The following is a 26,688-nucleotide window of genomic DNA, read 5'->3' as shown; positions in this document are numbered from 1 at the left end:
CCTACATGCCTGTAATTTTTCGTACAGAACGTAAGGAATCGGCTCAATTGACCAAGCCCGCTCATTGGTACAACGTGTCGCAGCGTCAGCAATCTTCAATTCAATTACACAAGGATGTGCATGTAATGAGTGCATACAGTTTCAGGACTTTCGATAATTTGCATTCCGGCATTTGCCGACAGAACCCCATCGCATCAGGCGGTTTTTTCCATGCAAAGCCATGAAGCAAGATTATCCGTGAGTCCGGTTGCCTCTCTCTCCGAAAGTCGCGCCAGCCTTAAAGACGAATTCAAATGCAGCGCCAGAAATACTGGAGAAAACGATATGGAACCGCGTGTCACCGAGCTGGAAACTCACCTCAAGTACATTCGACGCGATATGGACGAAGTCAGAGGAGACGTCAAAGCCATCAAACATCGTCTTGCCTACTCGGCAGGTGCGACAGCGATGGTGCTCGGACTGCTGGGCTGGATTGCCAACAGCCGGTTCGATCAACTCGTCACACTGCTCAGCCGTTGACCCGCTGAAAGGCAGGCATCGTTTAGCGACTGTGCCTGCCTTTCAAATGCCTGCAATCAACCGAGGAGCTCGCTGAGTGGAATGAATAGCACCTGGTCTCCCTTGACCAATACTCGCCCTTCCCGCACTTCCACCAGCCCCTCAGCCCAGGCAGCGCTGCGCAAAACACCCGAACTCTGGTTACGGTAGATAATCGCTTGTCCCTGCTCCAGGCGCCCACGCAGAAATTCACGGCGGTTACCGGCCTGAGGCCAGACAAATCCTGCAGGAACTGAAAACTTCAGCGGCTCGACATCCTGCACGCCTTGGAGACGCAACAGATAAGGTCGGGTCAACAAAGCAAAAGTCACCAGTGTCGAGGCAGGATTTCCCGGCAATCCAATCACCGGAACTCCACGAAAATGCCCGACCGTCAGCGGCTTGCCGGGTTTGATTGCCAGTTTCCAGAGTGTCAGCTCGCCTTCTTCCCTCAAAGCGATTCCGAGGAAATCCGCTTCCCCGACCGACACGCCACCTGTCGACAGAATCAGGTCTACGTCCTGCAACTCCCCAAGTCGCGCCCGAGTGGTGGACAGGTCATCAGGCAGAATGCCGGCATCCACCACTTCACATCCGAGGCGCTGCAACCAGCTGCACAACAACACCCGGTTGCTGTTGTAGATCTGTCCCGGCCCGAGTGGCGTGCCCGGCTCAACCAGCTCGTCCCCCGTGGACAGCACTGCCACACGAACCCGACGAACCACCTCGAGCCCAGCGCATCCCAGCGACGCAGCCAGCCCTTGCTCGATCGGACCCAGCCGGGTTCCGGCAGGCAAGACCAACTCACCGACAGTCGTTTCCTGGCCTTGTGGACGAATGTTCTGCCCGGACACCATCGTCTCGGTGAAACTCACGCGCTCGTCGGCATGAATCTCGACGTTTTCCTGCATCTCGACACAGTCTGCACCGGCTGGCACCGGCGCGCCGGTAAAGATCCGGGCACAGGTGCGTGGTTTCAAGGGTTCCGGTGCCTGTCCGGCGAAGACTTTCTGGCTGACCGGCAACGGCTCGCCGGTCCAGTCGGCCAGATTCAAGGCATAACCGTCCATGGCGCTGTTCGGCCATGGCGGCAGATCCAGCGTCGAAACCAGATCCTGCGCCAGCACCCGCCCCTGAACCTGCGCTAGAGGCAAAAACTCACTCTCGACAATCCGCGAGCCCTCGGCCATTTCCAGCAACCGCGTCAATGCTGCTTCGACAGGCATCAGGCTGCCAGTCTTGCCCGGCTTACCCACGGGATTCACAAGGCGCCGCCTGTTTCAAATGAGTGACGAAATTGCACGGGCGGTGGCGTGAGTCCAGTTGCTCGGCGAGGATGCCATCCCAACCGGTGCGCACTGCGTTGGTCGAGCCAGGCAGGCAGCAGACCAGCGTGCCATTGGCCAGTCCCGCCAAAGCCCGGGATTGCACGGTGGAGGTGCCGATGTCAGGCACCGAGATCTGGCGAAACAGCTCACCAAAACCGTCGACCTGTTTGTCCAGCAGGCAAGCGACCGCTTCCGGGGTGCTGTCGCGACCGGTAAAACCGGTTCCGCCGGTAATCAGCACCACTTGCACGACGTCTTCGGCAATCCAGTGGGCGACTTGCGCACGAATCTTGTACAGGTCATCTTTGAGCAGCACCCGCTGCGCCAGATGGTGGCCCGCGGCGCTCAGCCGGTCGACGAAGACCTGGCCGGAGGTGTCGGTTTCCAGGGTGCGGGTGTCGCTGACCGTCAACACCGCGATATTGAGCGGCACGAAAGGTACATCAGCCTTGGCTTTCATAGGCTCGTCCAGTTGTATGAGAAACAGCCTGGTGTTATATCACAGCGCCCCCTTTTTTCGCCGCCCCTGCGGAGAGCTGCCATGACTTCGAACACGCCATTACCCCCCTGCTCCATTCTGTTGCTGGCCGGTGGACGCGGACAACGAATGGGTGGCCAGGACAAGGGACTTGTGGAATGGCACGGTGAACCACTGATCGCACATCTGCATCGCAAGGTTCGGCCGTTGACGGATGACCTGATCATCTCCTGCAACCGCAATCGTGAACGCTATGCGCCGTTCGCCGACCGATTGGTTAGCGATGACGAGGAGGACTTTCCCGGACCATTGGCCGGTATTCGTGCCGGCTTGAAAGCCGCGCGCCACACCCATCTGCTGGTACTGCCCTGCGATGTCCCGCGCATCGACCTTGCGCTGCTGCACAACATGCGGGAGGCGGCCGGTCTGAATTCTGAAAAACCTTTAATGTTGCGACATGACGATCACTGGGAACCACTGCTTTGCGTGATCCCGGTGGCACTCCTGCCGGCATTCGAAAATGCCTGGAACGCAGGAGAGCGCAGCCCCGGCCGGGTGATGCGCAATCTTGATGCCCAGGCCCTGGTTTGCCCTGACAACGATCCACGCCTGGCCAATCTCAACACCCCTGAACTGTTGAGTTCGCACAACACTGTGTCAGACTGACAGCATTCAAGGAACTTGCACGCCTTGTATACGTCTCAAGCTCAGTAACCAAAAGAATTTCCCTTCGGAGACACACTCATGACTCAACGGACCCTCGCCACTTTCATGCTCGCACTGGGCCTCGCCACTCTCGCCGGTTGCGCTTCGCCAACAGTGATCACCTTGAATGACGGTCGCGAAATCCAGGCTGTCGACGCCCCCAAGTATGATGAAGATTCGGGCTTCTACGAGTTCGAACAACTGGACGGCAAGCACACCCGCATCAACAAGGATCAGATCCGCACTGTCAAAGAGCTGTAAGTCTTCAGTTCGACAGCGGATACAGAAAAGCCCGCAATATGCGGGCTTTTTCGTGTCTGGCAGAAAAGGGTCGATACCCGGATCACCAGTCCAGCGTGATCCGGCTCTCAAATTCGCGCACCTGCCCCGTGACCGGGTCGATGAATCGCAACCCCTGCGCCAGGAGCTTGAGCGGATTGGCGTAATCATCTTCAACGTCTTTGAGCACTTCAGGGTAAAACGGATCATTGCAGATGCTCGCCCCCAGCGCCGTCATGTGCACACGTAACTGATGCTTCTTTCCGGTCACCGGATACAGGCCGTAACGCCAGAGTTCGCCGTTCTTTTCACGAACCTCCACCGCCGTTTCGGTGTTGCTTACACCCGGCCCCTCCTGCATGCGGAAAAACGGTTCACCGTCGACCATGCGACTCTTGTGTACCAACGGAAAATCCAGCCCAGGCAGCGCAGCCGCAATGGCTTCATAGCGTTTTTCGATCTGCCGTGTCGGAAACAGTGACTGATACGCCGACCGCGTCTGTGGGTTGGCAGAGAAAATCACCAATCCGGCCGTGTGCCGATCAATTCGGTGCAGCGGCACCAGATGGGAATTGTCCAGGCGCCGGATCAATCGGCGAAGCAGCGTCTGCTCGACATATTCGCCCGCCGGGGTCACCGGAAGGAAATGCGGCTTGTCGGCCACCACCAGATGGTCGTCCGCATACAGGATCGACTCGACCACCGGGATCGGCTTTTCATCCGGCACTTCACGAAAATAATGAATGCGCAGCCCTTCCTTGTAGGGCAAGTCCAGTGCAATCGGCTGACCCTGGCCATCGAGCACCCGGCCCCGGGCGATTCGATCCAGCCATTGATCACGCCCGATGGCACTGAAATGCTCACACAGGCAGTCGAGCACTGTCTGCCAGCTACCGGGGGGCAGATACAGCGTGCTGGCCTGATTCTGTGCTGCGGAAAATGTGGGTGCGTTGGACATGCGGAGAACTCGAAGCTTCAGAGCAGAGTGGCATTATCCAACACCGGGCGCAGCAGACCTAGTGCAGAATCAGGCGGGAATCGATTTGAGCGCCGCCGCTTCGGTGAACTCCTTGAGCCAGCGCAACACATCCACGGCGTCCCAACGGCCCGGATCGTACAAGGCGTACAAAAGCCCCTGATATCCGACTACATCCAGTTGTTTGTGATAACCGGCACGCTGGAACAAGGCCTCGATCTCGGCAAAGCAGGTGTTGAAATGCAGCTTGTTGAAGGGAGTCTTGCCTTCCGTGACCAGACCGTCCAGACGCAATTCGTGGACGGCCTCGCGCACCACGTCAACCGACATCCCGTTCACGCTGCTTTTCAACTGTTCGACATTGACCACGACTGCTCCCTCTGACATCCGGCTTGCCCTGACAAATGCCCGGAAGCAACATGGCAGGTAAACTCGATTACTGTATGCGCATACAGTAACCGAATAACCCGAAAAGTGCCAAGCCGTGATTGAACGAAGGTGACGAGCGCCATCAACGCAGAAGAGAAAAGACCATTAACGCAGGAATGCCACCACCTGATCGGCGTTGAACGGCCACCCCAATTCCGCGCCGGTATCGACCCTGCGCAAGACCGGGATCCGCAGGCTGTAGGCCTCGAACCACGATTCGTCGTCAGCAATATCCACCAGTTCCACCAGCAGACCATGCTCGACAAAAGGCATCAGTTCGGCCTCCGCGACCTCACACAAATGGCACCCCAGGGTGCCGAACAACTGGCATTCAGGAAGCATGTGCGCTCAACCCCAAAAATCGAGTGATCATTCTAGGCTTGCCCGCAAAGCCCGTCGACCCACCCTCCGGGTTCGATCCCGCCCCTCGTAAAACCCTGATGTAAATCAGCCCACAAAATCGCCATTTACGCGATGCTCCGGTGTTTTTTACCTCTACGCTTGAAGAGCCTGACCTGTCCCGGAGTGTCTTGTGTTTGCCAATCTGCTGATCATTCTGGCGTCGTCCCTGGTGATGATTGCCCTGTTCCGACGCCTGCGCCTGCCGCCTGTGCTGGGTTACCTGTGCGTGGGCTTGATGGTCGGGCCGAAGGCATTCGACTGGATCAATGAAAGCGAACATCTGCCGGATCTTGCCGAACTGGGCGTGGTGTTTCTGCTGTTTTCCCTGGGGCTGGAGTTCTCCCTGTCGAAAATGATTGCCCTGCGCCAGGTGGTTTTCCGTCTGGGCAGCCAGCAAGTGCTGATCACCACACTCCTGCTGGGAGGCGTGCTGATGTTGCTGGGCATGCCCGCCACACCAGCCTTGCTGCTGGGCGCCGGCCTCTCGCTATCATCCACGGCGATTGTGACCAAGGAGCTGGGCAGTCTCGGCGAAATCTTCAGCAGCCACGGCCAGAACGCGGTAGGCGTCCTGTTGTTCCAGGACGTGGTGGCCGTGTTGCTGTTGACGCTGGTGCCGGTATTTGCCGGGAGCAGTGATCAGGCCTGGTACTGGGCGCTGCCCCTGACCTTGTTGAAGACCGTATTGCTGTTCTTCGGTTTGTTGCTGGCCAGCCGCTGGCTGCTGCCCCGCCTGTTCCAGGAAGTCGCGGCGTCGCGCTCGGCGGAGCTGTTCGTGCTGCTGGCCCTGGTGATTGTGTTGCTGACGGCCTGGCTGACCCACCTGCTGGGCCTGTCTCCGGCCCTCGGCGCGTTCCTCGCGGGCATGCTGCTGGGCGAGAGCCATTACCGGCATCAGATCGAGGCCGATATCCGGCCGTTTCGCGACATTCTGCTGGGACTGTTTTTCGTCAGCATCGGCATGCTGATCGACCTGCAGCTGTTCGCCAGCCACAGCCTGCTGATTATCGGCATGACTCTGGGATTGCTGGTTATCAAAGGTCTGGTGGTGGCGCTGTTGGTGAAATGGCGCGGCAGCGACAGTGAAACGGCCTGGCGCAGCGGCCTCGCCCTCGCCCAGGGCGGTGAGTTCTGCTTCGCCCTGATGGCGCAGATGCAGCAGACCCGGCTGCTCCCAGCCGAACTCGGTGCTCTGCTGCTCGCCGCCACCTTCTGCTCGATGCTGCTGACGCCCCTGCTGTTACGCGCCGCTCCGCGCATCGCCGCCGCCCTGCACCGCAAACCCAATCAGGAAGCACAGATCGAGGAAATCAGTGCCCTCAATGCCGGGTTCGACGGGCATGTGGTGATCTGTGGTTACGGCCGCGTCGGCCAGTCGATCGGACGCTTCATGCGCAATGCCGGGCAATCCTACGTCGCGCTGGACAACGATCCGGTGCGAATTCAGGAAGCCGCCACCGCCGAGCGCGACGTCCACTACGGCGATTCAACCCGCGGCGATCTGCTGACCGCCGTCGGTTTGCTGCGCGCCAGGTTGCTGGTGATTGCTGTGGATCAAGCCGACGTGGCCCTGCGTGTTCTCAAGGAGGCTCGACGTCTCAACCCGACAGTGCCGATCCTGGTGCGCACCCGGGACGACAGCCAGTCGGCCGAGCTGAAAGCAGCCGGCGCCAGCGAAGTGGTGCCGGAACTGCTGGAGTCGAGCCTGATGCTCGGTTCCCATGCCCTGATCCTGCTGGGGTTTCCCGCGCACCGGGTGCAGGAGAAAGTCGATCAGGTGCGCATCGATCGTTATCGCCTGCTTCACGGCTTTTACCCCGGAGCCGACGATGAGGAAACCTAGTCCTGGCTCACCGCGCCGATCTTGTGCAGCGACAGGTCGGCGCCGTAGTACTCCTGTTCCTGGCTCAGGCGCAGACCATGCAGCGCCTTGATCGAACCGTAGACGGCGAAACCGCCGATCAGCGCCACCGCCACACCGAGGGCGGTGCCGATCAACTGGCTGATCAGGCTGACGCCGCCGAGTCCGCCCAACGTGGTCGAGCCGAAGATCCCGCAGGCAATGCCGCCCCACACGCCACACAGACCGTGCAACGGCCAGACACCCAGCACGTCATCGATGCGCCATTTGACCTGCGCCGCCGTAAAGCACCAGACAAACAGGGCGCCGGCAATCGCGCCGGTCACCAGCGCGCCGACCGGGTGCATCAGGTCGGAACCGGCACACACCGCCACCAGCCCGGCCAACGGGCCGTTGTGCAGGAAGCCCGGATCGTTGCGCCCGACGATCAACGCCGCCACCGTGCCGCCGACCATAGCCATCAGCGAGTTGACCGCCACCAGTCCGCTGACCCCTTGCAGGGTTTGCGCGCTCATCACGTTGAAGCCAAACCAGCCGACGATCAGGATCCACGACCCCAAGGCCAGAAACGGAATGCTCGAGGGCGCGAACGCCACCAGCCTGCCATCGCGATAGCGTCCGTTGCGCGGGCCGAGCAGCAACACCGCCGCCAGCGCCAGCCAGCCGCCCATGGCATGCACCACCACCGAACCCGCAAAATCATGGAAAGGGGCGCCGAACTGTGCGGTCAGCCAGGCTTGCAGACCGTAGTTGCCGTTCCAGATCATCCCTTCGAAAAACGGGTAGATGAACGCCACGATCAGCGCCGTGGCGCACAACTGCGGCACAAAACGCGCCCGCTCGGCGATGCCGCCGGAGATGATCGCCGGGATCGCCGCCGCAAAGGTCAGCAGGAAGAAAAACTTCACCAGTCCATAACCATGATCGGCACTGAGCACCGCCGCCGGATGCAAGAAGGTCACCCCGTACGAAAGCCAATAGCCTATAAAGAAATAAGCCAGCGTCGACACCGCAAAGTCACTGAGAATCTTCGACAGTGCGTTGACCTGGTTTTTCTGGCGAACCGTTCCGACCTCCAGAAATGCGAACCCGGCGTGCATGGCCAGCACCATGACCGCACCGATCAGAATGAACAACGTGTTGGAACTGTGAACCAGCGTGTCCACAGCGCTTTGCAGATTTTCCATGAGGAGGCAGACCCAAGGCTGAAAAAGGCACCAAAGCGGTTCATGCGCACATTTCATGCACCAAGTTGCGACTGCGCGATCACTGATCCGGTAGTCCGGTGAACCGCTTTGGCGCACAAGGTCGATGGGCTGACATGAACCCTCATCATCCGGGCCTTGCTCTGCCCGGTTTCGCGCCCGGCAACAGCGCACTGCCACCGGTCGACGCACCACGACACAGCAAAAGCTGTACCAAGCACTTGTACTGAACCTTCACACTTGGCTCATACTCGAACGCTTCAGAACACCGCTTCAGAACGCCACTTACGGAGATCCCCCATGGCCAGCATCAAGGCAAAGACTGCTCAAGAAATCCTGATGAACGACTTCCAGACTCTGGTCAGCGACACTGAACGCTTGCTGGAACACACCGCCACGCTGGCCGGTGATCAGGCTGACGAGCTGCGCGAACAGATCCACGAAAGCCTGCTGCGCGCACGTGAAACCCTGAAGCTGACCGAAGACACCCTGCGCGAGCGCGGTCAGGCTGCGGTCACCGCCACCGAGGAATATGTATCGGCCAACCCATGGCAATCGGTGGGCATCGCCGCCGGCGTCGGCTTTCTGATCGGCCTGCTGGCCACGCGGCGCTGATCATGTCGATCGGTGAATCCGGCCCGAACTCGGGCACCGCCTCCTCCACGCGTCGTCTGGGTGCTGCCGTTCTCGGCCTGCTGCACAGCCACGTCGAACTGTTCGGCATCGAACTGCAGGAACAGAAAGCACGCACCGTCAGCCTGTTGCTGTTCGCCGGCCTGGCGCTGGTGTTTGCGCTGCTGTTGCTGGTCGGCCTGTCGACCCTCGTACTGATCGTGTTCTGGGATACGTATCGCTTGGCTGCAATCATTGGTCTGTGCGTGTTCTACACCCTGGCGGCAATCTTTTGTGCGCTGCGTCTGAAGGCCGCAATCTTCGATGAATCCTCGCCCTTCCACGGCACGCTGGAAGAACTGGCCAATGACCGGGAGCGCCTGCTGCCATGAGCCTGCCTGAACTTCCGCACAACAGCTCACGCCGGGAAATGCGCAAGGCACTGATCCGTTTGCGCATGGAAATGCATCGTCAGGAAATCCGCCACGAAACCGGCCAGGTCCTGCAACCTCTGCAACGCATGCGTGGCATGACGCAAAACCTGCAAGGCGGTTTCGGCATCAAGCACGCGCCGTTGTGGGGCATGGCGGCTGTGACGCTACTGGGTTTCATCACAGGTAAAGGGGCAAAGAGCGGTGGCGTCGGCGGTTTGACCCGACTGATCCGCCTGGGCAGCAGCCTCGCTCCGCTGATCAAGCTGGTCATGCAGAGTTCGAGCAAGCGCTGATCCCCTCGCATCTGGCTGCATTCTTGCAATACCGGCGGGATTGAATCTCTTATCCGGAGGTTCAATCCCGCTTGCCTATCCGGCCGGCAGAATTCAACCAGAACAAGAACGACAAGGAGGCCCCGTGATCGACGGGCAACCGCTCGCCTGCTTTCAACCGTTCATCGATACCGCCACCGGACGCATTGCAGGGGTCGAGGCACTGGGTCGACTGCGCCAGGCCGATGGCCAACTGGCGTCGGTCGGACCGCTGTTCGCCGACCCGCGCACGCCTGCCATCGCACTGCGCCGAATGGACCGGCAAATCCGCGACAACGCGCTGAGCCGACTGCACGAAGCGCCGCCGGACTGGTTTCTCAGCCTGAACATGTCACCGCGCTGGATCAGTCGCTTGCGGGCCGACCAGGCACTGCCGAGCCTGAAACAGCTCGCCCGGCATGGTATCGACCCGCAACGGATTGTTTTCGAGATCACCGAACTCGGCGGTAACAGTCAGCGCCTGAGCGAAGTCGTGGCACGCTATCGCGATGCCGGCGCCCGGATCGCCATCGACGATTTTGGCGCCGGTTATTCGCAGCTCGATCGAGTGCTGGCGCTGCAACCGGACATTCTCAAACTCGACATGCGCCTGTTCCAGGCTGCGGCACTTGGCGGGCCGAGCAGTGATGTGGTCAAGGCCCTCGCGCAAATGGCCGAAAAAACCGGCTGCTGGATCATTGCCGAAGGCGTGGAAACTGCGGCGCAACTCAATTTCGCTCTGGAGTGCGGTTCGCGTTACGTGCAGGGTTTTCTGTTCGCCCGGGCGCAGGAGGCGTTTTTCGGTGCGGATGACTTCGTCGAGTGCTTTGCCGAGCTGCGCCAGTCTTACGTGCGCCAGAAACTGGCCGAACGCAGCAAGCTGATGTTCATGCGCCAGCAACTCAGCGAACTCATGACCATCCTGCAAACCTGGGCCCAGGCCCGCGCCCCGCTCAGTGCCCTGCCGCAACTCGACGCCTTTCCCTGGCTGCTGCGCTTTTATCAGTGCGACCGTCACGGCACCCAACTGACGCCGAATCTGGAATGGCGACAAAGCGGCTGGGTAGCCGACAACCGCTACCTGGGCCACAACTGGTCGTGGCGCCCTTACTTCTATCACCTGCTGGCCGAGGGCTGGGAGGAACGGCGCCTGACCCTTTCCAACACCTATCGCGATGCCACCAGCAACCAGTATTGCCTGACTGCCGGGCAGTTCTTCGATAACGGCGAGCGCCTGCTGCTGATCGACATCGATGCCGCGGGGCTGTAGTTGCGCTTGCAGATGCCAGCCTGAACCGGGAAGCTAGGGAATCAGTCACCAGACGGAGAGAATCAGCCTTGGATTGGCATACCCTGCTCAACCGCGAACGTCTCGGCAAACCGTTGCACAGCCCGCAGGAACTTGGCCGCAGCCCGTTCCATAAAGACCATGACCGCATCATTTTCTCCGGCGCCTTCCGCCGCCTGGGGCGCAAGACCCAGGTGCATCCGGTGTCGAGCAACGATCACATTCACACGCGCCTGACCCACTCGCTGGAAGTCAGTTGCGTCGGCCGTTCGCTGGGCATGCGTGTCGGCGAAACCCTGCGCCGCGCTCTACCCGAATGGTGCGAGCCGAGCGATCTGGGCATGGTGGTTCAATCGGCCTGCCTGGCGCACGACATCGGCAACCCGCCGTTCGGCCATTCCGGGGAGGACGCGATCCGTCACTGGTTCCAGCAGGCTGCGGGGCGCGGGTGGCTGGATGCGATGAGTGACGCCGAACGCGGTGACTTCCTGAACTTTGAAGGCAATGCGCAGGGCTTCCGGGTGCTCACGCAACTGGAGTATCACCAGTTCGACGGCGGCACCCGACTGACCTACGCCACCCTCGGCACCTATCTGAAGTACCCGTGGACGGCCCGTCACGCCGACTCCCTCGGTTACAAGAAGCACAAGTTCGGCTGCTACCAGAGCGAGCTGCCGTTGCTGGAGCAGATCGCCCATAAGCTGGGTCTGCCGCAGCTGGAAGAGCAGCGTTGGGCGCGCCATCCGCTGGTGTATCTGATGGAGGCCGCAGACGACATCTGCTACGCCCTGATCGATCTGGAAGACGGCCTGGAAATGGAGCTGCTGGAGTACGCCGAAGTCGAGTCGCTGCTGCTCGGTCTGGTCGGCGATGATCTGCCGGAAACCTATCGCCAGCTCGGCCCGCAGGATTCGCGCCGGCGCAAACTGGCGATCTTGCGCGGCAAAGCCATCGAGCACCTGACCAACGCCGCCGCCCGGGCCTTCGTCGAACAACAGGACGCATTGCTGGCCGGTACGCTGTCGGGGGATCTGGTGGAACACATGCACGGCCCGGCCAAGCGTTGCGTGTTGAACGCCAAGGACATCGCCCGCAAGAAAATCTTCCAGGACAAGCGCAAGACCCTCCACGAGATCGGCGCCTATACGACCCTGGAGATTTTGCTCAACGCCTTCTGTGGTGCCGCCCTGGAACAGCACAATGGCCGCACGCCATCGTTCAAGAGCCGCCGGATTCTCGATTTGCTGGGCAACAACGCGCCGGACCCGCACGGTCCTCTGCACGCGTCGTTCCTGCGCATGATCGACTTCATCGCCGGCATGACCGACAGCTACGCCAGTGACATGGCGCTGGAAATGACCGGGCGCTCCAGCCCTTGACGCCTGCCGCCCGACCGATCTGCAAGGGGATCGGTCGGGCGTGGTGAGGCGCAAGCGAAACTACAAACCCTTCTTCTGGTACTTGTTCAGGAAGCTCAAAGTCAAAAGCAGCAACACTCAATTCAGCCTCATCCCTTTAAATCCCGCCGGCATCTATAAACTTATTCAAGAACAAACTTTGAACATCTCACGTCCCTACCTACGTCAAACCCAGTTAACACGTAGTCTGATTCCTCTATATTTGTAGGATTTCTCCTAGATTGCCACTACCCCCCCGTCAGTTCATGCGAGCGTTCATTCATCTGAGCTAAGGTTCGCCCTTTATTTGCGCTCGTATGGGATTTGATTATGAACTCCGTTTTTATTGTCGACGATCACCCGGTCATCCGCCTTGCCGTTCGAATGCTGCTGGAACATGAAGGTTATAAAGTCGTTGGAGAAACCGATAACGGTGTCGATGCCATGCAGATGGTTCGCGAATGCATGCCCGACCTGATCATTCTCGACATCAGCATTCCCAAGCTCGATGGCCTGGAAGTCCTGGCCCGCTTCAACGCCATGAGTTCGCCCTTCAAGACGCTGGTATTGACTGCGCAATGCCCGACCCTGTTCGGCATTCGTTGCATGCAGTCAGGTGCATCGGGTTATGTCTGCAAACAGGAAGACCTGAGCGAACTGGTCAGTGCGATCAAGGCTGTCCTTTCCGGCTACAACTATTTTCCCAGCCAGGCCTTGAACCCTGTTCGTCACGATGACGTGCGTTATGCAGAACTGGAACTCTTCAAATCCGTCAATGACCGGGAACTTATGGTCTTGCAACTCTTTGCCCAGGGCCGCACGAACAAGGAAATTGCAAAAGGCATGTTTCTCAGTAACAAAACTGTAAGCACTTATAAAAAACGACTGATGCAAAAACTCAAAGCCAAGTCTCTCGTAGAACTTATCGAAATGGCCAAACGTAACGCACTCGTGTGAGAGTCAACATGTCCAGCCGTTTAATGAGTTTTCTGATTGCATGGAGTGCATGTCTGGGTTTCTGCACCTCTTCAACCGCCGCATCACCCGCCTCGCAAGACTTCACCCTGCTTGGTCGGTCGGCCGACCGGTCGGTGCAGGCTTTGTTCGACCCATCGCAGGTGGCGTGGGCACACACTCGCAATGAGTTGATTCTGGGGACTTCCGCTCCAGACTATCCGCCCTTCGACATGACAGCCAGCGGGCACGACTACGAAGGTTTCACGGCGGATTACGCCGTACTCGTTGGTCAGGCGATCGGTCTGCCGATTAGAGTCAAACGTTTCGCCTCGCGGGAAGCCGCCATACGGGCATTGATCGACGGTCACATCGACATGCTCGGCACCGCCAACGGATTTGAAGCAGAGAACGCCGATATCGTGCTGTCGAGGCCCTACGCCATCGATCAACCGGTGCTTGTGACGCGCGAGGGCGAAACCCGAACACTGACCGAAGGCCTGGCAGGCATGCGGCTGAGCATGCTGTATCACTACTTGCCGCTGGACGATGTCAAGGCGATGTATCCCAAAGCGCTCATCACCTCCTATCCGTCCTATCAGAACGCAATCAATGCGGTAGCGTTCGATCAGGCAGACGTGTTTCTCGGTGACACCATTTCCACCCACTACATGATCAGCAAGGGATACCTGAACAACATTCGCATGGCCAATTTCGGCAAGCACGAGGCCCACGGTTTCAGCTTTGCCGTGCATCGCAACAATCCACAGCTGCTCGCCATCATCGATACCGTGCTCAAGGCCGTACCGGGCAGCGAGCGCGAAAACATCGCCAAGCGCTGGAGTGTCGGCAGCGACACACTTCTGACCGACCAGAAATTGCAACTGACCAAACGTGAAGAGCAATGGCTGAAAAAACATTCGGTCGTGAGGGTAGTGGTCAACGAAGCGTTCGCACCTCTGACGTTCTTTGACAGTGACGGCAATTTTCGCGGCATCAGCGCCGACTTGCTCGAACTCATCCGGTTGCGCACCGGACTGCGCTTCGAAATCCGCCGCAGCCGCAGTGACGCCGAAATGATCAAGCAGGTCGAGCATCACCAGGCTGACCTGATCGCAGCCCTGCTGCCTACCGCCCAGCGCGAGGAAACCCTGAACTTCAGCCGCCCCTACCTGGAAAATTCATACGTACTGTTGACCCGAAAGGCCGCCGACAGTCCCACGCACCTTGGGCAACTCAAACGCAAGCGTCTGGCGATCGCTCAGGGCAATCCGATGATCGAATACCTGCGCAGCGAGTTTCCACGCATTCAACTGATCGAAACGCCAGATACCTTCAGTGCCGTGGCGCTGCTTGACGAAGGCCAGGTCGAAGGCGCAGTGAACTCCCTGGTCATCGCAAACTACTTCATTGCATCGCGAACCTTCGAACATCCCCTGCAGATCACCACCACCATCGGCACCCGACAGGCGGCGTTCTCACTGGCGACTGCGCGGGACAACACAGAACTGAGCTCGATCATCGACAAGTCACTGATGAGCATCACGCCCGAAGAACTGGGCATCATCAACGGGCGCTGGCGTGGCTACTCAAGTGTTTCGCAAGGCACCTGGCGCCAATACCAGCGCTTTTTCTATCAGGTGATCGGCGGCGCCTGCCTGCTGTTACTCCTGTCGCTGCTCTGGAATGCCTACATGCGCCGTCAGATCAAACAGCGCAAGGCAGCCGAACGGGCGTTGAATGACCAGTTGGAATTCATGGGTTCACTGGTCAACGGCACGCCCCACCCGATTTACGTGCGTGACCGACAGGGTCTTCTGCAAAGTTGCAACGACAGTTATCTCCAGGCGTTCAATGCCCGGCGCGAAGACGTCATCGGCAAAAGCGTGATGCAGGGTGCATTGAACAATGCTTTCGAGGCCCAGACATATCAGGCCGACTATCAACGGGTGATGGCGGAGGGCAGACCGCTGGTGCTTGACCGGCCGCTGCAGATCGGCAACCGGCAGCTGACGATCTATCACTGGATCCTGCCGTACCGGGACTCCAGCGGTGAAGTCCAGGGGATCATTGGCGGCTGGATCGACATCAGTGAACGCCGCGAACTGCTCGATGAACTCCGCGCAGCCAAGGAACGAGCAGACGATGCCAACCGGGCCAAGAGTACGTTTCTGGCGACCATGAGCCATGAGATCCGCACCCCGATGAACGCCGTGATCGGCATGCTCGAACTGACGCTCAAGCGCATGGATCAGAATCACCCGGATCGCTCCGGCATCGAAACGGCGTACCACTCGGCCAAGGACCTGCTGGGCCTGATCGGCGACATCCTGGACATTGCCCGCATCGAATCCGGGCGGCTGAGTTTGACCCCCGAGCGAATCAACCTGATCGATACCGTGGGCTCGGTGGTCAGAATCTTCGAAGGTCTCGCCCGGCAGAAGCAGCTCTCACTGGCGGTGTCCGTCTCTCCGCCTGAATTGAATGTCGATGTTCACCTCGACCCGCTGCGCTTCAAGCAGGTGTTGTCGAATCTGATCAGCAATGCCATCAAGTTCACCGAAGCAGGACACATCAGAATCACGCTGGATGTTCTACCCACGGATGATCCGGAACGCTCGATGGTGCAGTTGACCGTACAGGACAGCGGCATCGGGATCACGACGCAGGATCAGTCGCGTTTGTTCGAACCCTTTGCCCAAGCCGCCAACGGCGGGCAGCGAACCTTCAGCGGCGCAGGCCTGGGGCTGGTCATCAGCCGCAACCTGTGTGAAATGATGGGTGGAAAACTGCGGTTGAGCAGCCTGCCGGGAATCGGCACCCAAGTCAGTGTTTCGCTGCCGGTGGTCATCCTGCCTGCACAAGTGGCGAGAGCAGAGGACGAACCGAAGATTCAGGCATCCCTCATCCCGTTGACCGTTCTGGTGGTCGATGACCATCCTGCGAATCGGCTGCTGATGTGCCAGCAGCTGGAATACCTCGGCCATCGTTTCTGTATCGCCGAAGATGGCCAGCAAGGGCTGGAACAATGGAAGAACGGCGAATTCGATCTGGTCATCGCCGATTGCAACATGCCCGTCATGAACGGTTACGATCTGACCCGGGCCATTCGCAAGCACGAAACGCTCACCCGACGCCCTGCCTGCACGGTGCTGGGGTTCACCGCCAATGCCCAGCCGGAAGAGATCCTGCGCTGCAAACAGGCGGGCATGAACGACTGCCTGTTCAAACCCCTGAGCCTGAACAGCCTGAGCGAATGGGTCAACAGTGTTCAGCCGCTGTTCCGTGCGCCGGTGTTCAATCTGCAAGGCCTCACACTGCTCACCGGAGGCAACCCCTCCCAGACTCACCGCCTGCTCGCAGAGCTGCTCAACAGCAGTCGCCTTGACCGACAGGAATTGCAGGCCCTCTCCCTCACCCGGGATCCCCCCGCACTGGCCATCATCGCCCACAAGATCAAGGGGGCCGCACGCATTGTCCAGGCCTCGCGCCTGATCGACAGTTGCGAGGCGCTTGAACAGGCTTGTCAGCAAGCGCTGCCGGGGGATGAGATCGAGCGTCGCTGCCAGGCCAGCCGTCTCGCCATCCTGGAACTGGAGCAGGCACTGGAACAGCAACTGAACCGGATCAGTCAAAGCAAAGTGACCCGGGCTTAACTATGCTTGGACGCTGAGCAGTGTGCTTACCTACACGGAGAGTCCGCAATGCCCAGCCCACTGCGCCCGGAACAACGCCGGTTTCCGCTGCATGTGCACATCAGCGTCATGTTCACCTTTTTGCTTTTGCTCACCGGGGTGGTGCTGGGTCTGTTCAACTATCGGCAGACCACGCAGATCATCCTGTCGAGCAGCGAAAAGCTGTTCAACCGCATCGAGCAGGATGTGCGCCTCGATCTGCAGGCCACCTATGAACCGATCAGACACCTGCTGAGCCTGCTGGCGGACAATCCCGCCGCCCGCTCTTCCGGCCTCGAACCACGCCTGGCGCTGCTCAAGCCGTTCAGCCAGTCCCTGACGGACAATCCGGATCTGGCCTCGCTGTACCTGGGGTATGGCAACGGCGACTTCTTCATGGTTCGTCCTTTGCGCACGCCGGCGCTGAAAACCCTGCTCAAGGCACCGGACGCAGCGGCGTTTCAGGTCTGGAGCATCGAACATGACGCCAGCGGTCAGGCGCATTCGCAGTCGCTGTTCTTCGACCAGGCACTGTCCCCGGTCGGCCGGCAGGACAACCCCGACGATCCTTATGATCCCCGCAGCCGAGCGTGGTACATCAACGCACGGCAGCAGACCGAACAGATCACTACCGAACCCTACGTCTTTTTTTCCACCCATAACGTCGGCACGACGCTGGCCCGGCGCAGCGGTGATGGCGCAGTGATCGGCGCCGACCTGACCCTTGATGCACTCTCCGCAACCCTGATCAAACACGTGGTGACGCCGGCCACGGAAATCGTCCTGTTCGATGCCGATGGCAACGCCGTGGCCTACCCCGACAGCAGCCGGCTGATCGTCGATGACCGAACGGCGCGTCTGGCCAAGGCTGCCGACTTGAGCCCCGCCCTTGACGCCTTGTTGTCCGGCCATCAGGGCAATCGACTCAAGGCCGACGGCCGGCTATGGATCGTCGCCCGCAGCCAGTTGCAGGAAGGCGGGCCGAAAGGTTTGCAAATGGCGTTGCTGGTGCCGGAGGACGAGTTGCTGGTCGACGCCTATCGCATGCGCTGGCAGGGCGCGTTGATCACGCTGGCTACTCTGCTGCTATGCCTGCCGCTCGGGTGGCTGATCTCGCGAATTCTGGTCAAACCGCTACACGCACTGGTCAAGGAAGCCGATGCGATCCGCAGTTTCGATTTCAATTTTCCCGTGACCCGTCGATCGCTGGTACTGGAGATTGACCAGTTGAGCCTGTCGATGGCGCGCATGAAGGACACCCTGGCCAGCTTCTTTCGGATCACCGACAGCCTGACTGCTGAAACCCGCTTCGAACCGCTGCTGCAGCGGGCCCTGTTCGAGACCGTGCAGATCGCCCAGGCTCAGGCGGGCCTGATCTATCTGCGGGAGAACGACGGCAATCGCATGGAGCCCTACGGACTGGTGGTCGATGGCGCCTCTCAAGCCCTGACCGCGTTCGACATTCAGGGACGCAACCTTGACGCTACTCAGGGGCCCGAATGGTTTCGGCAATTGGCGAGCGCCGACACAGTCGTGAGCAATCTGGGCTTCGAACAGGCCACCGATCTGCGCAAAGTGCTGCTGGCCATGGCGTCACCGAGGGTTCATCTGATCGGTATCCGTTTGCATAACCGGCACAACGAAACCGTCGGCCTGCTGGTGCTGCTGATCAATGACAGCGGCACGGCGAGTGATCTGGAAAAGCTGCGGCCCGACCGCATCGCCTTCCTGCAAGCAGTGTCCGGGGCGGCGGCGGTGAGTATAGAGAGCCAGCGCCTGCAAGCCCGGCAGAAACAATTGCTGGACGCGTTCATTCAATTGCTGGCCGGCGCCATCGATGCCAAGAGCCCTTATACCGGCGGGCATTGCCAGCGCGTGCCGGAACTGACCCTGATGCTCGCCCAGGCCGCTGCAGCCAGTCAGGCGCCGGCCTTCAGCGCTTACCAGCCGAACGAAGATGAATGGGAGGCCTTGCACATCGCCGCGTGGCTACACGATTGCGGCAAAGTCACGACCCCGGAATACGTGGTCGACAAAGCCACCAAACTGGAAACCCTGAACGATCGCCTGCACGAAATCCGCACCCGCTTCGAAGTGCTCAAGCGCGACGCCTGGGTCAGCTACTGGCAAGCCCTGGCCATGGGCGGCGAAGAGCGGCAACTGGCCGATCTGCGCGACGCAACCCTGACAGCGCTGGATGATGATTTTGCATTCGTCGCCCACTGCAATCTGGGCAGTGAAGCGATGGCCGAGGCCGACCTGCAACGTCTGCAAGGCATCGCCCGACGTACCTGGACGCGCACGCTGGATGATCGGCTGGGCCTGTCATGGGAAGAGAACCGGCGTCAGGCACGCACCCCGGCACCGCACTTGCCGGTCACCGAACCGTTGCTGGCAGACAAGCCGGAGCATCTGCTGGAACGCGCCGAAGGCGAGTTGATTCCGGAGGACAATCCGTGGGGATTCAAGCTCGACGTGCCGCCCTACAAATACAATCGCGGCGAGCTGTACAACCTGAGCATCCCCCGGGGCACGCTGACCCGCGAAGAACGCTACATCATCAACCACCACATGGTGCAGACGATCCTGATGCTCAGTCATCTGCCCTTCCCCGGGCATTTGAACAGCGTCGCGGAAATCGCCGGCGGGCATCACGAAAAGATGGATGGCACCGGTTATCCCAAGCGCCTGAAACGCGAGGACATGAGCCTGCCGGCGCGCATGATAGCGATTGCCGATATATTCGAAGCCCTGACCGCCGCCGACCGTCCATACAAGAAGGCCAAGTCCCTCAGTGAGGCGCTGGGGATCATGGCCACCATGTGCCGTGAAGCGCACATCGATGCCGAGTTGTTCGAGCTGTTCATCCGCGATGGCGTGTATCTGCAGTACGCCACACGGTTTCTCGATCCACGGCAGATCGATGCCGTGGACCCGGCGGCCGTGCTGCTCAAGGCAGGCCTGGCGGCGTGATCAGCAGTCGGTCAGGCGCAGGAAAATCGCCGCCAGTTGTTCGATCCCGGCCTGATCGTCGGCACCGAAACGCGCGAGCTTCGGGCTGTCGAGGTCGAGCACGCCGATCAGACGGCCGTCCTTGACCAACGGCACGACCAGTTCGCTGTTCGACGCACTGTCGCAAGCGATATGGCCAGGAAACGCATGAACGTCTTCGACCCGTTGTGTCTGCAGGCTGGCAGCCGCCGCGCCGCACACACCGCGACCGAACGGAATGCGCACGCAGGCGATCTGGCCCTGGAACGGACCGAGCACCAGCTCTTCGTTGCGATTGAGGTAGAAACCGGCCCAGTTCAGGTCATCGAGCTGGTTGAACAGGAACGCCGAAAACTGTGCGGCGTTGGCGATGAAATCGCGTTCGTCCGCCAGCAGCGACTCCAGTTGCGCGGCCAACATGCCATAACCTTCGAGGCCTTGGCCGCTCTGTTGCAAATCAATCATGCCTTGTGCTCCAACAATTTCAGTCCCACCCAGTAACGGGCGAATTGGTGAGCGCAACGTCCGTTGCGGTTGCCACGGCCGGTTGCCCAGCGCACGGCGAGGATGTCCAGTTGTTCGTCGCGCTGCCAGTCCAGACCGGCCTTGGCGGCCAACTGGCCGATCCAGTGCTCGACGACGTTGAGGAAATGTTCCTGGGTAAACGGATAGAACGACAGCCACAGGCCGAAGCGATCCGACAGCGCGATCTTGTCTTCCACCGCTTCGCTCGGATGCAGCTCACCATCGACGCGCTTCCAGTTTTCGTTGTCGCTCTCCTTTTCCGGCACCAGATGACGACGGTTGGAGGTGGCGTAAAGCAACACGTTGTCCGGCGCCTGTTCGAGCGAGCCGTCCAGCACGCTTTTCAGTACGCGGTAGTCGCCTTCGCCGGACTCGAACGAGAGGTCGTCGCAGAACAGCACAAAACGCTGCGGCAGCTTGGCGATCTGCGCCACCACCCTTGGCAGGTCCGCCAGGTGATCGCGCTCGATTTCGATCAGACGCAAACCGGCCTTGGCGTGTTCAGCCAGCAGCGCGCGGACCAGCGACGATTTACCGGTACCGCGCGAACCCCACAGCAGCGCATGGTTGGCCGGCATGCCGTCGAGAAATTGCTGAGTGTTGCGGCCCAGTTGCTCCAGCTGGCGGTCGACGCCGATCAAGTCCGACAGGCGCATGTCGAGGCTGACTTCCAGCGGCAGCAGATAACCGCTGCGCCCGTCACGCTGCCAGCGTGCGGCGAGGCAGGTGCCCCAGTCGATGACCGGGCGTGGAGCCGGCAATAGCGGTTCGATCCGCGCCAGAACCGACTCGGCGCGCTCAAGAAAAGCATTCAATCGGGAATCCACGTCTTCTCCTCGGGCTCGTTCACAGTGATGATGGCGGTGCAGCAAAGACAGACAGCGTCCGAAACCTGTCCCGGGCCTTGTTACAAGGCGCTTCGGGAACCCCGGAATCCGTGCATGATCGACTATGCTTGAGCAGCGAAGGGAAACGGAAGTGGTTCAACACCCCATGGATATCAAATTCACCCACCGGCTGTCGTACAAACAGGCGCGGCTTACCGTGCTGGTCGGGTTCATTCTGGGCACGCTGCTCAGCCTGCTGCAAATCGGCATCGATTATGCCAGTGAAGACGCGTCCATCAACCGTGAAATCCTGTCTTTGCTGGAAATCAGCCATAACCCGGCCTCACGCATCGCCTACAACATCGATGCCGAACTGGCGCAGGAGCTGACCCTGGGCCTGCTGCGCTCGCCGGCCATCATTTCTGCAAGACTCACCGATAACAACCAGACCGTATTGGCCAGCGTCAAACGTCCGGAGCTGCAAAGCGGCTACCGGATGATCAGCGACTTCCTGTTTGGCGCCAAACGTCAGTTCGAAGACCGTCTTTATCTCGATCACTTGCCCAACGAATCCCTCGGCACCCTGAGCCTGGAAGTCGATACCTTCGCCTTTGGCAGCCGCTTTCTGCGCCGCGCGGAAGTCACGCTGCTCAACGGTTTCGCCCGCAGCCTGATCCTGACCGGGATCCTGCTCGCGCTGTTCTACGTGATGCTGACCAAACCCCTGGTGCGAGTGATCCGTGAACTCAGCGGCCGCGACCCGCGCAGTGCCGAGCCGACCACCCTGGAATGTCCGGGCGGGCACGCCAATGACGAGATCGGCGTGCTGGTCAAAGTTGCCAATCAGCAGTTCGAGAACATCGCCACGGAAATCCAGCAACGGCGCAATGCGGAAAACCGTCTCACCGACTACCTCGCACAACTCGAAGACATCGTCTCGGCGCGTACCGCCGAGCTCAAGGCGATCAACGCGCGACTCAGCCAGTCCAACCAGGAACTGGAAGTGGCCCGTAGTACGGCACTGGACATGGCCGAGGCTCGCTCGGCATTCCTCGCCAACATGAGCCATGAGATCCGTACCCCGCTCAACGGCTTGCTGGGAATGATCGCTCTGTCGCTCGATGGTCCGCTCAACGCCGAACAGCAGCAACAACTGTCCATCGCCCACGACTCCGGCAAGGTATTGGTGGAATTGCTCAACGACATTCTCGACCTGTCCAAATTCGATGCCGGGCAGCTGGAGCTCGAACACATTCCCTTCGATCTCGGCTCACTGATCGAAGACACTGCCAACCTGCTGTCGCAAAACGCGGCGCCGAGTGTGGAACTGACCTGCCTGATCGATCCGCACTTCCCGGCGCTGGTGCTTGGCGATCCGACCCGGGTCAGGCAAATCGTCAGCAACCTGCTGTCCAATGCCCTGAAATTCACTCGTTTCGGCCGGGTCGATGTGCGTTTGTCCACCTGGAAGGACGGCGTCCGGATCGAGGTCTGCGACACCGGCATCGGCATCGCCCAGGAAGCGCAGGTGAAGATTTTCCAGCCGTTTACCCAGGCGGGTGCCGGGATCACTCGCCAGTACGGCGGCACCGGGCTCGGTCTGGCACTGACCTATAACCTGTGCGAAGCCATGCAGGGGCGTCTGACCATCAGTTCCGAAGTGGGTTTCGGCAGTCAGTTCTGCGCTGAGCTGCCACTGCCCTGCCACACCCGCGCGGTGATTCCACCCCCGTTGCACGGAAAGGTGCTGGCGATCACCAACGCGGTCAGCGGGCTGGCGGAGCTGCTGGAAAGCCTGCTGCCGGTCTGGGGGCTGACCTACGAACAGCGAACCCTCGACGACCCGCTGCTCGGCCTGTCCCCCGACGTCATCATCACCGATTGCCCCGAATGCCTGTTCGGTCTGCGTCCGGCGATGACGGCGCCGATTCTGCTGGTGACGGCTTATGGCAGTTTCATGCCGGGTGAAGAAGCCACTGCCCTTGCCCCATTGCAGCAGCAGGCTCGACCGCTGGCCCGCAACGCGCTGTATCAGAATCTGCGTCGGACACTGCAGCCGGACCTCACCACCATCGACCGCGCACGCCTCGAAAGCGTGCCGTCGCAGCGGCGCGGTCGGGTACTGCTGGTGGAGGACAACCCGGTCAATCAACTGGTGGCCAAGGGCATGCTGGGCAAACTCGGCTGCGATGTGGTGGTTGCCGCCCATGGCGTGGAGGCGCTGGATCAGTTGGAACACGACGAGTTCGATCTGGTACTGATGGACTGCAACATGCCGGTGATGGACGGTTACGAAGCCAGCCGCCAGATTCGTCAAAGCGGACGCTGGCCGCATCTGCCGATCGTCGCCCTGACCGCCAACGCCATGTCCGAGGAGCGCGAACGTTGCCGGGCGGCGGGCATGAGCGACTATCTGGCCAAGCCGTTCCGTCGTGAAGAATTGGCGGCGCTGCTGGACCAGTGGATTCCGACTACGACAGTGCTTTGATCTGCCCCAGCAAGTGATCAAGACCGCTACGCAAGTCATTGAGCCGGTCCAGATCAACCCCGCTGTCGCACAACAGCCGCGCCTTCAACGGCCCGACCTGTTCACGCAGCGCCTGCCCCTGCGGCGTGAGGCTGAGATGAACCTCGCGCTCGTCCCGCGTCGAGCGCTGACGCTGAACCAGTTGCAGTTGCTCCAATCGCTTGAGCAGCGGCGTCAGCGTGCCGGAGTCCAGTGCCAGACGCTCACCCAGCGCCTTGACTGTCGGTTGCTCCGGCGCAGTTTGCTGCCATTCCCACAACACCAGCATTGCCAGATATTGCGGATAGGTCAGGCCGAGCTGATCGAGCATCGGTTTGTAGGCACGGATCACCGCCCGCGACGCGGCGTACAACTTGAAGCACAGCTGACTGTCGAGTTTCAGCGAATCGGCGGACAGGTTGTTCATTTGAGCAGGGCTTCGATCTCACGGCTCAGATCCTGCGGCTTGGTGGCCGGGGCGAAGCGCTTGACCAACTGGCCGTCCTTGCCGATCAGGAATTTGGTGAAGTTCCACTTGATGCCCTGGGAGCCCAGCACGCCCGGCGCGCGCTTCTTCAACTGCACGAACAGTGGATGCGCGCCAGTACCGTTGACTTCGATCTTCTTGAACAGCGGGAAGCTGACACCGTAGTTCAGCTCGCAGAACTCGCTGATGGCGCCTTCGTTGCCCGGCTCCTGCTTGCCGAACTGATTGCACGGAAAACCCAGCACCACCAGGCCCTGATCCTTGTAGGTCTGCCACAGTTCCTCAAGGCCTTTGTACTGCGGAGTGAAACCGCATTTGCTGGCGGTATTAACCACCAGCACCGCCTTGCCGGCGAAATCGGCGAGGGTCTTCTGCTCGCCCTTGATGGTGGTGCACGGAATATTCAGCAGGTTATCGCTCATGGTGCGCACTCTTGAAAAATGGATAAGCGGCAAAAATAGCGAGCAATTGAATTGCGTGCAATTTAATTATTCGAAAGGCGACCCGTGGATCGCCCGTATCGACTACTCGCGCGGCACCAGGTCCAGGCACACCGAGTTGATGCAGTAACGCAGGCCGGTCGGCGGCGGGCCGTCAGGGAAGACGTGGCCAAGGTGCGCATCGCACTTGGCGCATTTCACTTCGGTGCGAATCATGCCGTGGCTGGTGTCACGGATTTCGGTCATGGCGTTGTCGCCGATCGGCGCGTAGAAGCTTGGCCAGCCGCAGCCGGAGTCGAATTTGGTCTTGGAGTCGAACAGCGGTTCGTTGCAGCAGATGCAGTGGTAGACGCCATCGGTCTTGGTGGCGTTGTACTTGCCGGAGAACGGTCGCTCGGTGGCGCTCAGGCGGCACACGTTGAACTGCTCGGGGTCGAGCATCGCCCGCCATTCTTCCAGGGTCTTTTCAATCTTTTCCATCATCACACCTCAGCGGCTGAAAAAGCCCGATCTGTACCTTTTCCACGGATCGGGCGGCACGTATGATTGCGCCTCGTCACACGCCAGTCTGGCAGCGGGTTCCTGCGCATTCAAACGGATTGTTGGAAACCGCCGCTCGAGACACTTGCCTGTGTGAAGACGCAGGATTCCCAGCACGGTTGTCCACCCGCCGCCTGGATCGTTCATTTTCGGGATCACATCGCCATGCAGTTCAGCAAATCGAACAAGCTCGCCAACGTCTGCTACGACATTCGCGGCCCGGTGCTCAAGCACGCCAAACGCCTGGAAGAGGAAGGCCATCGCATCCTCAAGCTGAACATCGGCAACCCGGCACCCTTTGGTTTCGAAGCGCCAGACGAAATTCTCCAGGATGTGATCCGCAACCTGCCGACCGCCCAGGGCTACAGCGATTCCAAAGGCCTGTTCAGCGCGCGCAAGGCGGTGATGCAGTACTACCAGCAGAAGCAGGTCGAAGGTGTCGGCATCGAAGACATCTATCTGGGCAACGGCGTGTCCGAGCTGATCGTGATGTCGCTGCAGGCACTGCTCAACAACGGTGACGAAGTGCTGGTGCCGGCGCCAGACTACCCGCTGTGGACCGCAGCCGTGAGCCTGGCCGGCGGTAACGCTGTGCATTACCTGTGCGACGAGGGCGCCGACTGGTTCCCGGACCTGGCCGACATCAAGGCCAAGATCACCCCGAACACCAAGGCGATGGTGATCATCAACCCGAACAACCCGACCGGCGCGGTGTATTCGAAGGAAGTGCTGTTGGGCATGCTCGAACTGGCTCGCCAGCACAATCTGGTGGTGTTCTCCGACGAAATCTACGACAAGATTCTTTACGACGACGCCGTGCACATCTGCACCGCTTCGCTGGCCCCGGACCTGCTGTGCCTGACCTTCAACGGCCTGTCCAAGTCGTATCGCGTGGCGGGTTTCCGTTCCGGCTGGATCGCCATTTCCGGGCCGAAACACAACGCTCACAGCTACATCGAAGGCATCGACATGCTGGCCAACATGCGCCTGTGCGCCAACGTGCCGAGCCAGCATGCGATCCAGACCGCCCTGGGTGGCTATCAGAGCATCAACGATCTGGTACTGCCGCAAGGTCGCCTGCTGGAACAGCGCAACCGCACCTGGGAGCTGCTCAACGACATTCCCGGCGTTAGCTGCGTGAAGCCGATGGGCGCACTGTACGCGTTCCCGAAGATCGACCCGAAAGTCTGCCCGATCCACAACGACGAGAAATTCGTGCTCGACCTGCTGCTCTCCGAGAAGCTGCTGGTGGTGCAGGGCACGGCGTTCAACTGGCCGTGGCCTGACCACTTCCGCGTGGTCACCCTGCCGCGGGTCGATGACCTGGACATGGCCATCGGTCGCATCGGCAACTTCCTCAAGTCCTACCGCCAGTAACCGGCGCTCAGTGCGCAACGGCCCGAACGTTGCGCACTGTCTGATTCAGCAACACTTCTGCTGCGCCCCTACTCCAGCACCTTCTACACTTGCGACTCATACGAATCATGCGTGCCTGACGCAAT

Annotated in this window: 25 protein-coding genes; 14 read left to right on the top strand and 11 right to left on the bottom strand. The window is 60.1% G+C overall.

Annotated elements, in window-relative coordinates:
- The first annotated feature begins 210 nt into the window (after positions 1–210).
- Complete coding sequence (locus ACODTD_RS20890; protein ID WP_011335271.1) at positions 211–519, top strand: hypothetical protein; 309 nt, start codon at positions 211–213, stop codon at positions 517–519.
- A gap of 56 nt (positions 520–575) precedes the next feature.
- On the opposite strand, the gene ACODTD_RS20885 is transcribed toward ACODTD_RS20890, so the two are convergent.
- Both ACODTD_RS20885 and moaB read right to left on the bottom strand, forming a co-directional pair.
- Entirely contained in the window at positions 576–1,802 is a 1,227-nt protein-coding gene (locus ACODTD_RS20885) for a molybdopterin molybdotransferase MoeA (protein WP_041475386.1), read from the bottom strand.
- Entirely contained in the window at positions 1,786–2,325 is a 540-nt protein-coding gene (gene moaB, locus ACODTD_RS20880) for a molybdenum cofactor biosynthesis protein B (RefSeq protein ID WP_489105144.1), read from the bottom strand. Before moaB ends, ACODTD_RS20885 begins: the two co-directional genes overlap by 17 nt.
- 81 nt (positions 2,326–2,406) lie before the next feature.
- Between moaB and mobA the strand changes: the two genes are divergently transcribed.
- Positions 2,407–3,009, top strand: a complete 603-nt coding sequence (mobA, locus tag ACODTD_RS20875) for a molybdenum cofactor guanylyltransferase MobA (protein WP_489105143.1) — start codon at positions 2,407–2,409, stop codon at positions 3,007–3,009.
- A 78-nt stretch (positions 3,010–3,087) separates the two neighbouring features.
- Positions 3,088–3,309 carry a YgdI/YgdR family lipoprotein gene (locus ACODTD_RS20870; RefSeq protein ID WP_007955739.1) on the top strand — a complete coding sequence of 74 codons (222 nt, stop codon included), beginning with the start codon at positions 3,088–3,090 and terminating at the stop codon, positions 3,307–3,309.
- A gap of 82 nt (positions 3,310–3,391) precedes the next feature.
- Here the strand turns inward: ACODTD_RS20870 and ACODTD_RS20865 are convergent, their stop codons facing one another.
- The 3 genes from ACODTD_RS20865 to ACODTD_RS20855 all read right to left on the bottom strand — a co-directional run bounded on the left by ACODTD_RS20865 (position 3,392) and on the right by ACODTD_RS20855 (position 5,074).
- Positions 3,392–4,285 (bottom strand): pseudouridine synthase, encoded by an 894-nt coding sequence (locus ACODTD_RS20865; RefSeq protein ID WP_221616055.1) that lies wholly within the window; start codon positions 4,283–4,285, stop codon positions 3,392–3,394.
- Between the two features lie 69 nt (positions 4,286–4,354).
- Positions 4,355–4,672, bottom strand: coding sequence for a hypothetical protein (locus ACODTD_RS20860; protein WP_007955735.1), 318 nt, complete (start codon positions 4,670–4,672; stop codon positions 4,355–4,357).
- Positions 4,673–4,837: 165 nt separating this feature from the next.
- The gene (locus ACODTD_RS20855; RefSeq protein ID WP_011335277.1) at positions 4,838–5,074 is read right to left on the bottom strand and encodes a glutaredoxin family protein; all 237 of its coding nucleotides are present in this window, start codon (positions 5,072–5,074) and stop codon (positions 4,838–4,840) included.
- A gap of 190 nt (positions 5,075–5,264) precedes the next feature.
- On the opposite strand from ACODTD_RS20855, the gene ACODTD_RS20850 reads away from it, so the two are divergent.
- On the top strand, positions 5,265–6,977 hold the full coding sequence (locus ACODTD_RS20850; protein ID WP_221616054.1) for a cation:proton antiporter: 1,713 nt from the start codon (positions 5,265–5,267) through the stop codon (positions 6,975–6,977).
- Here ACODTD_RS20850 and ACODTD_RS20845 read toward each other — a convergent pair.
- A complete protein-coding gene (locus tag ACODTD_RS20845) occupies positions 6,974–8,182 on the bottom strand; it encodes an ammonium transporter (protein WP_201815703.1) in 1,209 nt (402 codons plus the stop codon). The two genes, ACODTD_RS20850 and ACODTD_RS20845, sit on opposite strands and share 4 nt — an antisense overlap.
- Positions 8,183–8,500: 318 nt before the next feature.
- Between ACODTD_RS20845 and ACODTD_RS20840 the strand changes: the two genes are divergently transcribed.
- From ACODTD_RS20840 to ACODTD_RS20805, 8 genes are all read left to right on the top strand, one after another.
- A complete protein-coding gene (locus tag ACODTD_RS20840) occupies positions 8,501–8,815 on the top strand; it encodes an ElaB/YgaM/YqjD family protein (protein WP_007955729.1) in 315 nt (104 codons plus the stop codon).
- Positions 8,816–8,817: 2 nt separating this feature from the next.
- Complete coding sequence (locus ACODTD_RS20835; RefSeq protein WP_011335280.1) at positions 8,818–9,204, top strand: phage holin family protein; 387 nt, start codon at positions 8,818–8,820, stop codon at positions 9,202–9,204.
- Positions 9,201–9,539, top strand: a complete 339-nt coding sequence (locus ACODTD_RS20830) for a hypothetical protein (protein WP_011335281.1) — start codon at positions 9,201–9,203, stop codon at positions 9,537–9,539. The genes ACODTD_RS20835 and ACODTD_RS20830 overlap by 4 nt, the downstream gene beginning before the upstream one ends.
- A gap of 124 nt (positions 9,540–9,663) precedes the next feature.
- Positions 9,664–10,827, top strand: coding sequence for an EAL domain-containing protein (locus tag ACODTD_RS20825; RefSeq protein ID WP_011335282.1), 1,164 nt, complete (start codon positions 9,664–9,666; stop codon positions 10,825–10,827).
- 68 nt (positions 10,828–10,895) lie between these two features.
- Positions 10,896–12,224 carry a deoxyguanosinetriphosphate triphosphohydrolase gene (locus ACODTD_RS20820; protein ID WP_011335283.1) on the top strand — a complete coding sequence of 443 codons (1,329 nt, stop codon included), beginning with the start codon at positions 10,896–10,898 and terminating at the stop codon, positions 12,222–12,224.
- Positions 12,225–12,572: 348 nt separating this feature from the next.
- Positions 12,573–13,199, top strand: a complete 627-nt coding sequence (locus tag ACODTD_RS20815) for a response regulator transcription factor (protein ID WP_011335284.1) — start codon at positions 12,573–12,575, stop codon at positions 13,197–13,199.
- A gap of 8 nt (positions 13,200–13,207) precedes the next feature.
- Positions 13,208–16,852 (top strand): transporter substrate-binding domain-containing protein, encoded by a 3,645-nt coding sequence (locus ACODTD_RS20810; protein ID WP_489105142.1) that lies wholly within the window; start codon positions 13,208–13,210, stop codon positions 16,850–16,852.
- Between the two features lie 48 nt (positions 16,853–16,900).
- Entirely contained in the window at positions 16,901–19,843 is a 2,943-nt protein-coding gene (locus tag ACODTD_RS20805) for an HD domain-containing phosphohydrolase (RefSeq protein WP_201815707.1), read from the top strand.
- On the opposite strand, the gene ACODTD_RS20800 is transcribed toward ACODTD_RS20805, so the two are convergent.
- Together ACODTD_RS20800 and ACODTD_RS20795 are read right to left on the bottom strand one after the other, a co-directional pair.
- Positions 19,844–20,326 (bottom strand): GAF domain-containing protein, encoded by a 483-nt coding sequence (locus ACODTD_RS20800; RefSeq protein ID WP_011335287.1) that lies wholly within the window; start codon positions 20,324–20,326, stop codon positions 19,844–19,846. It abuts the gene before it with no gap.
- A complete protein-coding gene (locus tag ACODTD_RS20795) occupies positions 20,323–21,213 on the bottom strand; it encodes an ATP-binding protein (RefSeq protein ID WP_201815709.1) in 891 nt (296 codons plus the stop codon). The genes ACODTD_RS20800 and ACODTD_RS20795 overlap by 4 nt, the downstream gene beginning before the upstream one ends.
- A gap of 166 nt (positions 21,214–21,379) precedes the next feature.
- Here ACODTD_RS20795 and ACODTD_RS20790 point away from each other — a divergent pair, with 166 nt between their 5' ends.
- Positions 21,380–23,701, top strand: a complete 2,322-nt coding sequence (locus tag ACODTD_RS20790) for a hybrid sensor histidine kinase/response regulator (protein ID WP_201815711.1) — start codon at positions 21,380–21,382, stop codon at positions 23,699–23,701.
- Here ACODTD_RS20790 and ACODTD_RS20785 read toward each other — a convergent pair.
- The 3 genes from ACODTD_RS20785 to msrB all read right to left on the bottom strand — a co-directional run bounded on the left by ACODTD_RS20785 (position 23,685) and on the right by msrB (position 25,126).
- Positions 23,685–24,146: a MarR family winged helix-turn-helix transcriptional regulator gene (locus ACODTD_RS20785; RefSeq protein WP_221616049.1), complete on the bottom strand. Its 462-nt coding sequence runs from the start codon at positions 24,144–24,146 to the stop codon at positions 23,685–23,687. The two genes, ACODTD_RS20790 and ACODTD_RS20785, sit on opposite strands and share 17 nt — an antisense overlap.
- Positions 24,143–24,628, bottom strand: a complete 486-nt coding sequence (locus tag ACODTD_RS20780) for a glutathione peroxidase (RefSeq protein ID WP_011335290.1) — start codon at positions 24,626–24,628, stop codon at positions 24,143–24,145. The genes ACODTD_RS20785 and ACODTD_RS20780 overlap by 4 nt, the downstream gene beginning before the upstream one ends.
- A gap of 102 nt (positions 24,629–24,730) precedes the next feature.
- Complete coding sequence (gene msrB / locus ACODTD_RS20775) at positions 24,731–25,126, bottom strand: peptide-methionine (R)-S-oxide reductase MsrB (protein ID WP_011335291.1); 396 nt, start codon at positions 25,124–25,126, stop codon at positions 24,731–24,733.
- A gap of 225 nt (positions 25,127–25,351) precedes the next feature.
- Here msrB and ACODTD_RS20770 point away from each other — a divergent pair, with 225 nt between their 5' ends.
- Entirely contained in the window at positions 25,352–26,563 is a 1,212-nt protein-coding gene (locus tag ACODTD_RS20770) for a pyridoxal phosphate-dependent aminotransferase (RefSeq protein ID WP_007955711.1), read from the top strand.
- The last annotated feature ends 125 nt before the right edge of the window (positions 26,564–26,688 follow it).

Source organism: Pseudomonas sp. FG35 (genome assembly GCF_057809295.1).
Note: the sequence above shows the minus strand (reverse complement) of the source record. Positions and strands in the feature narration are given on the sequence as shown.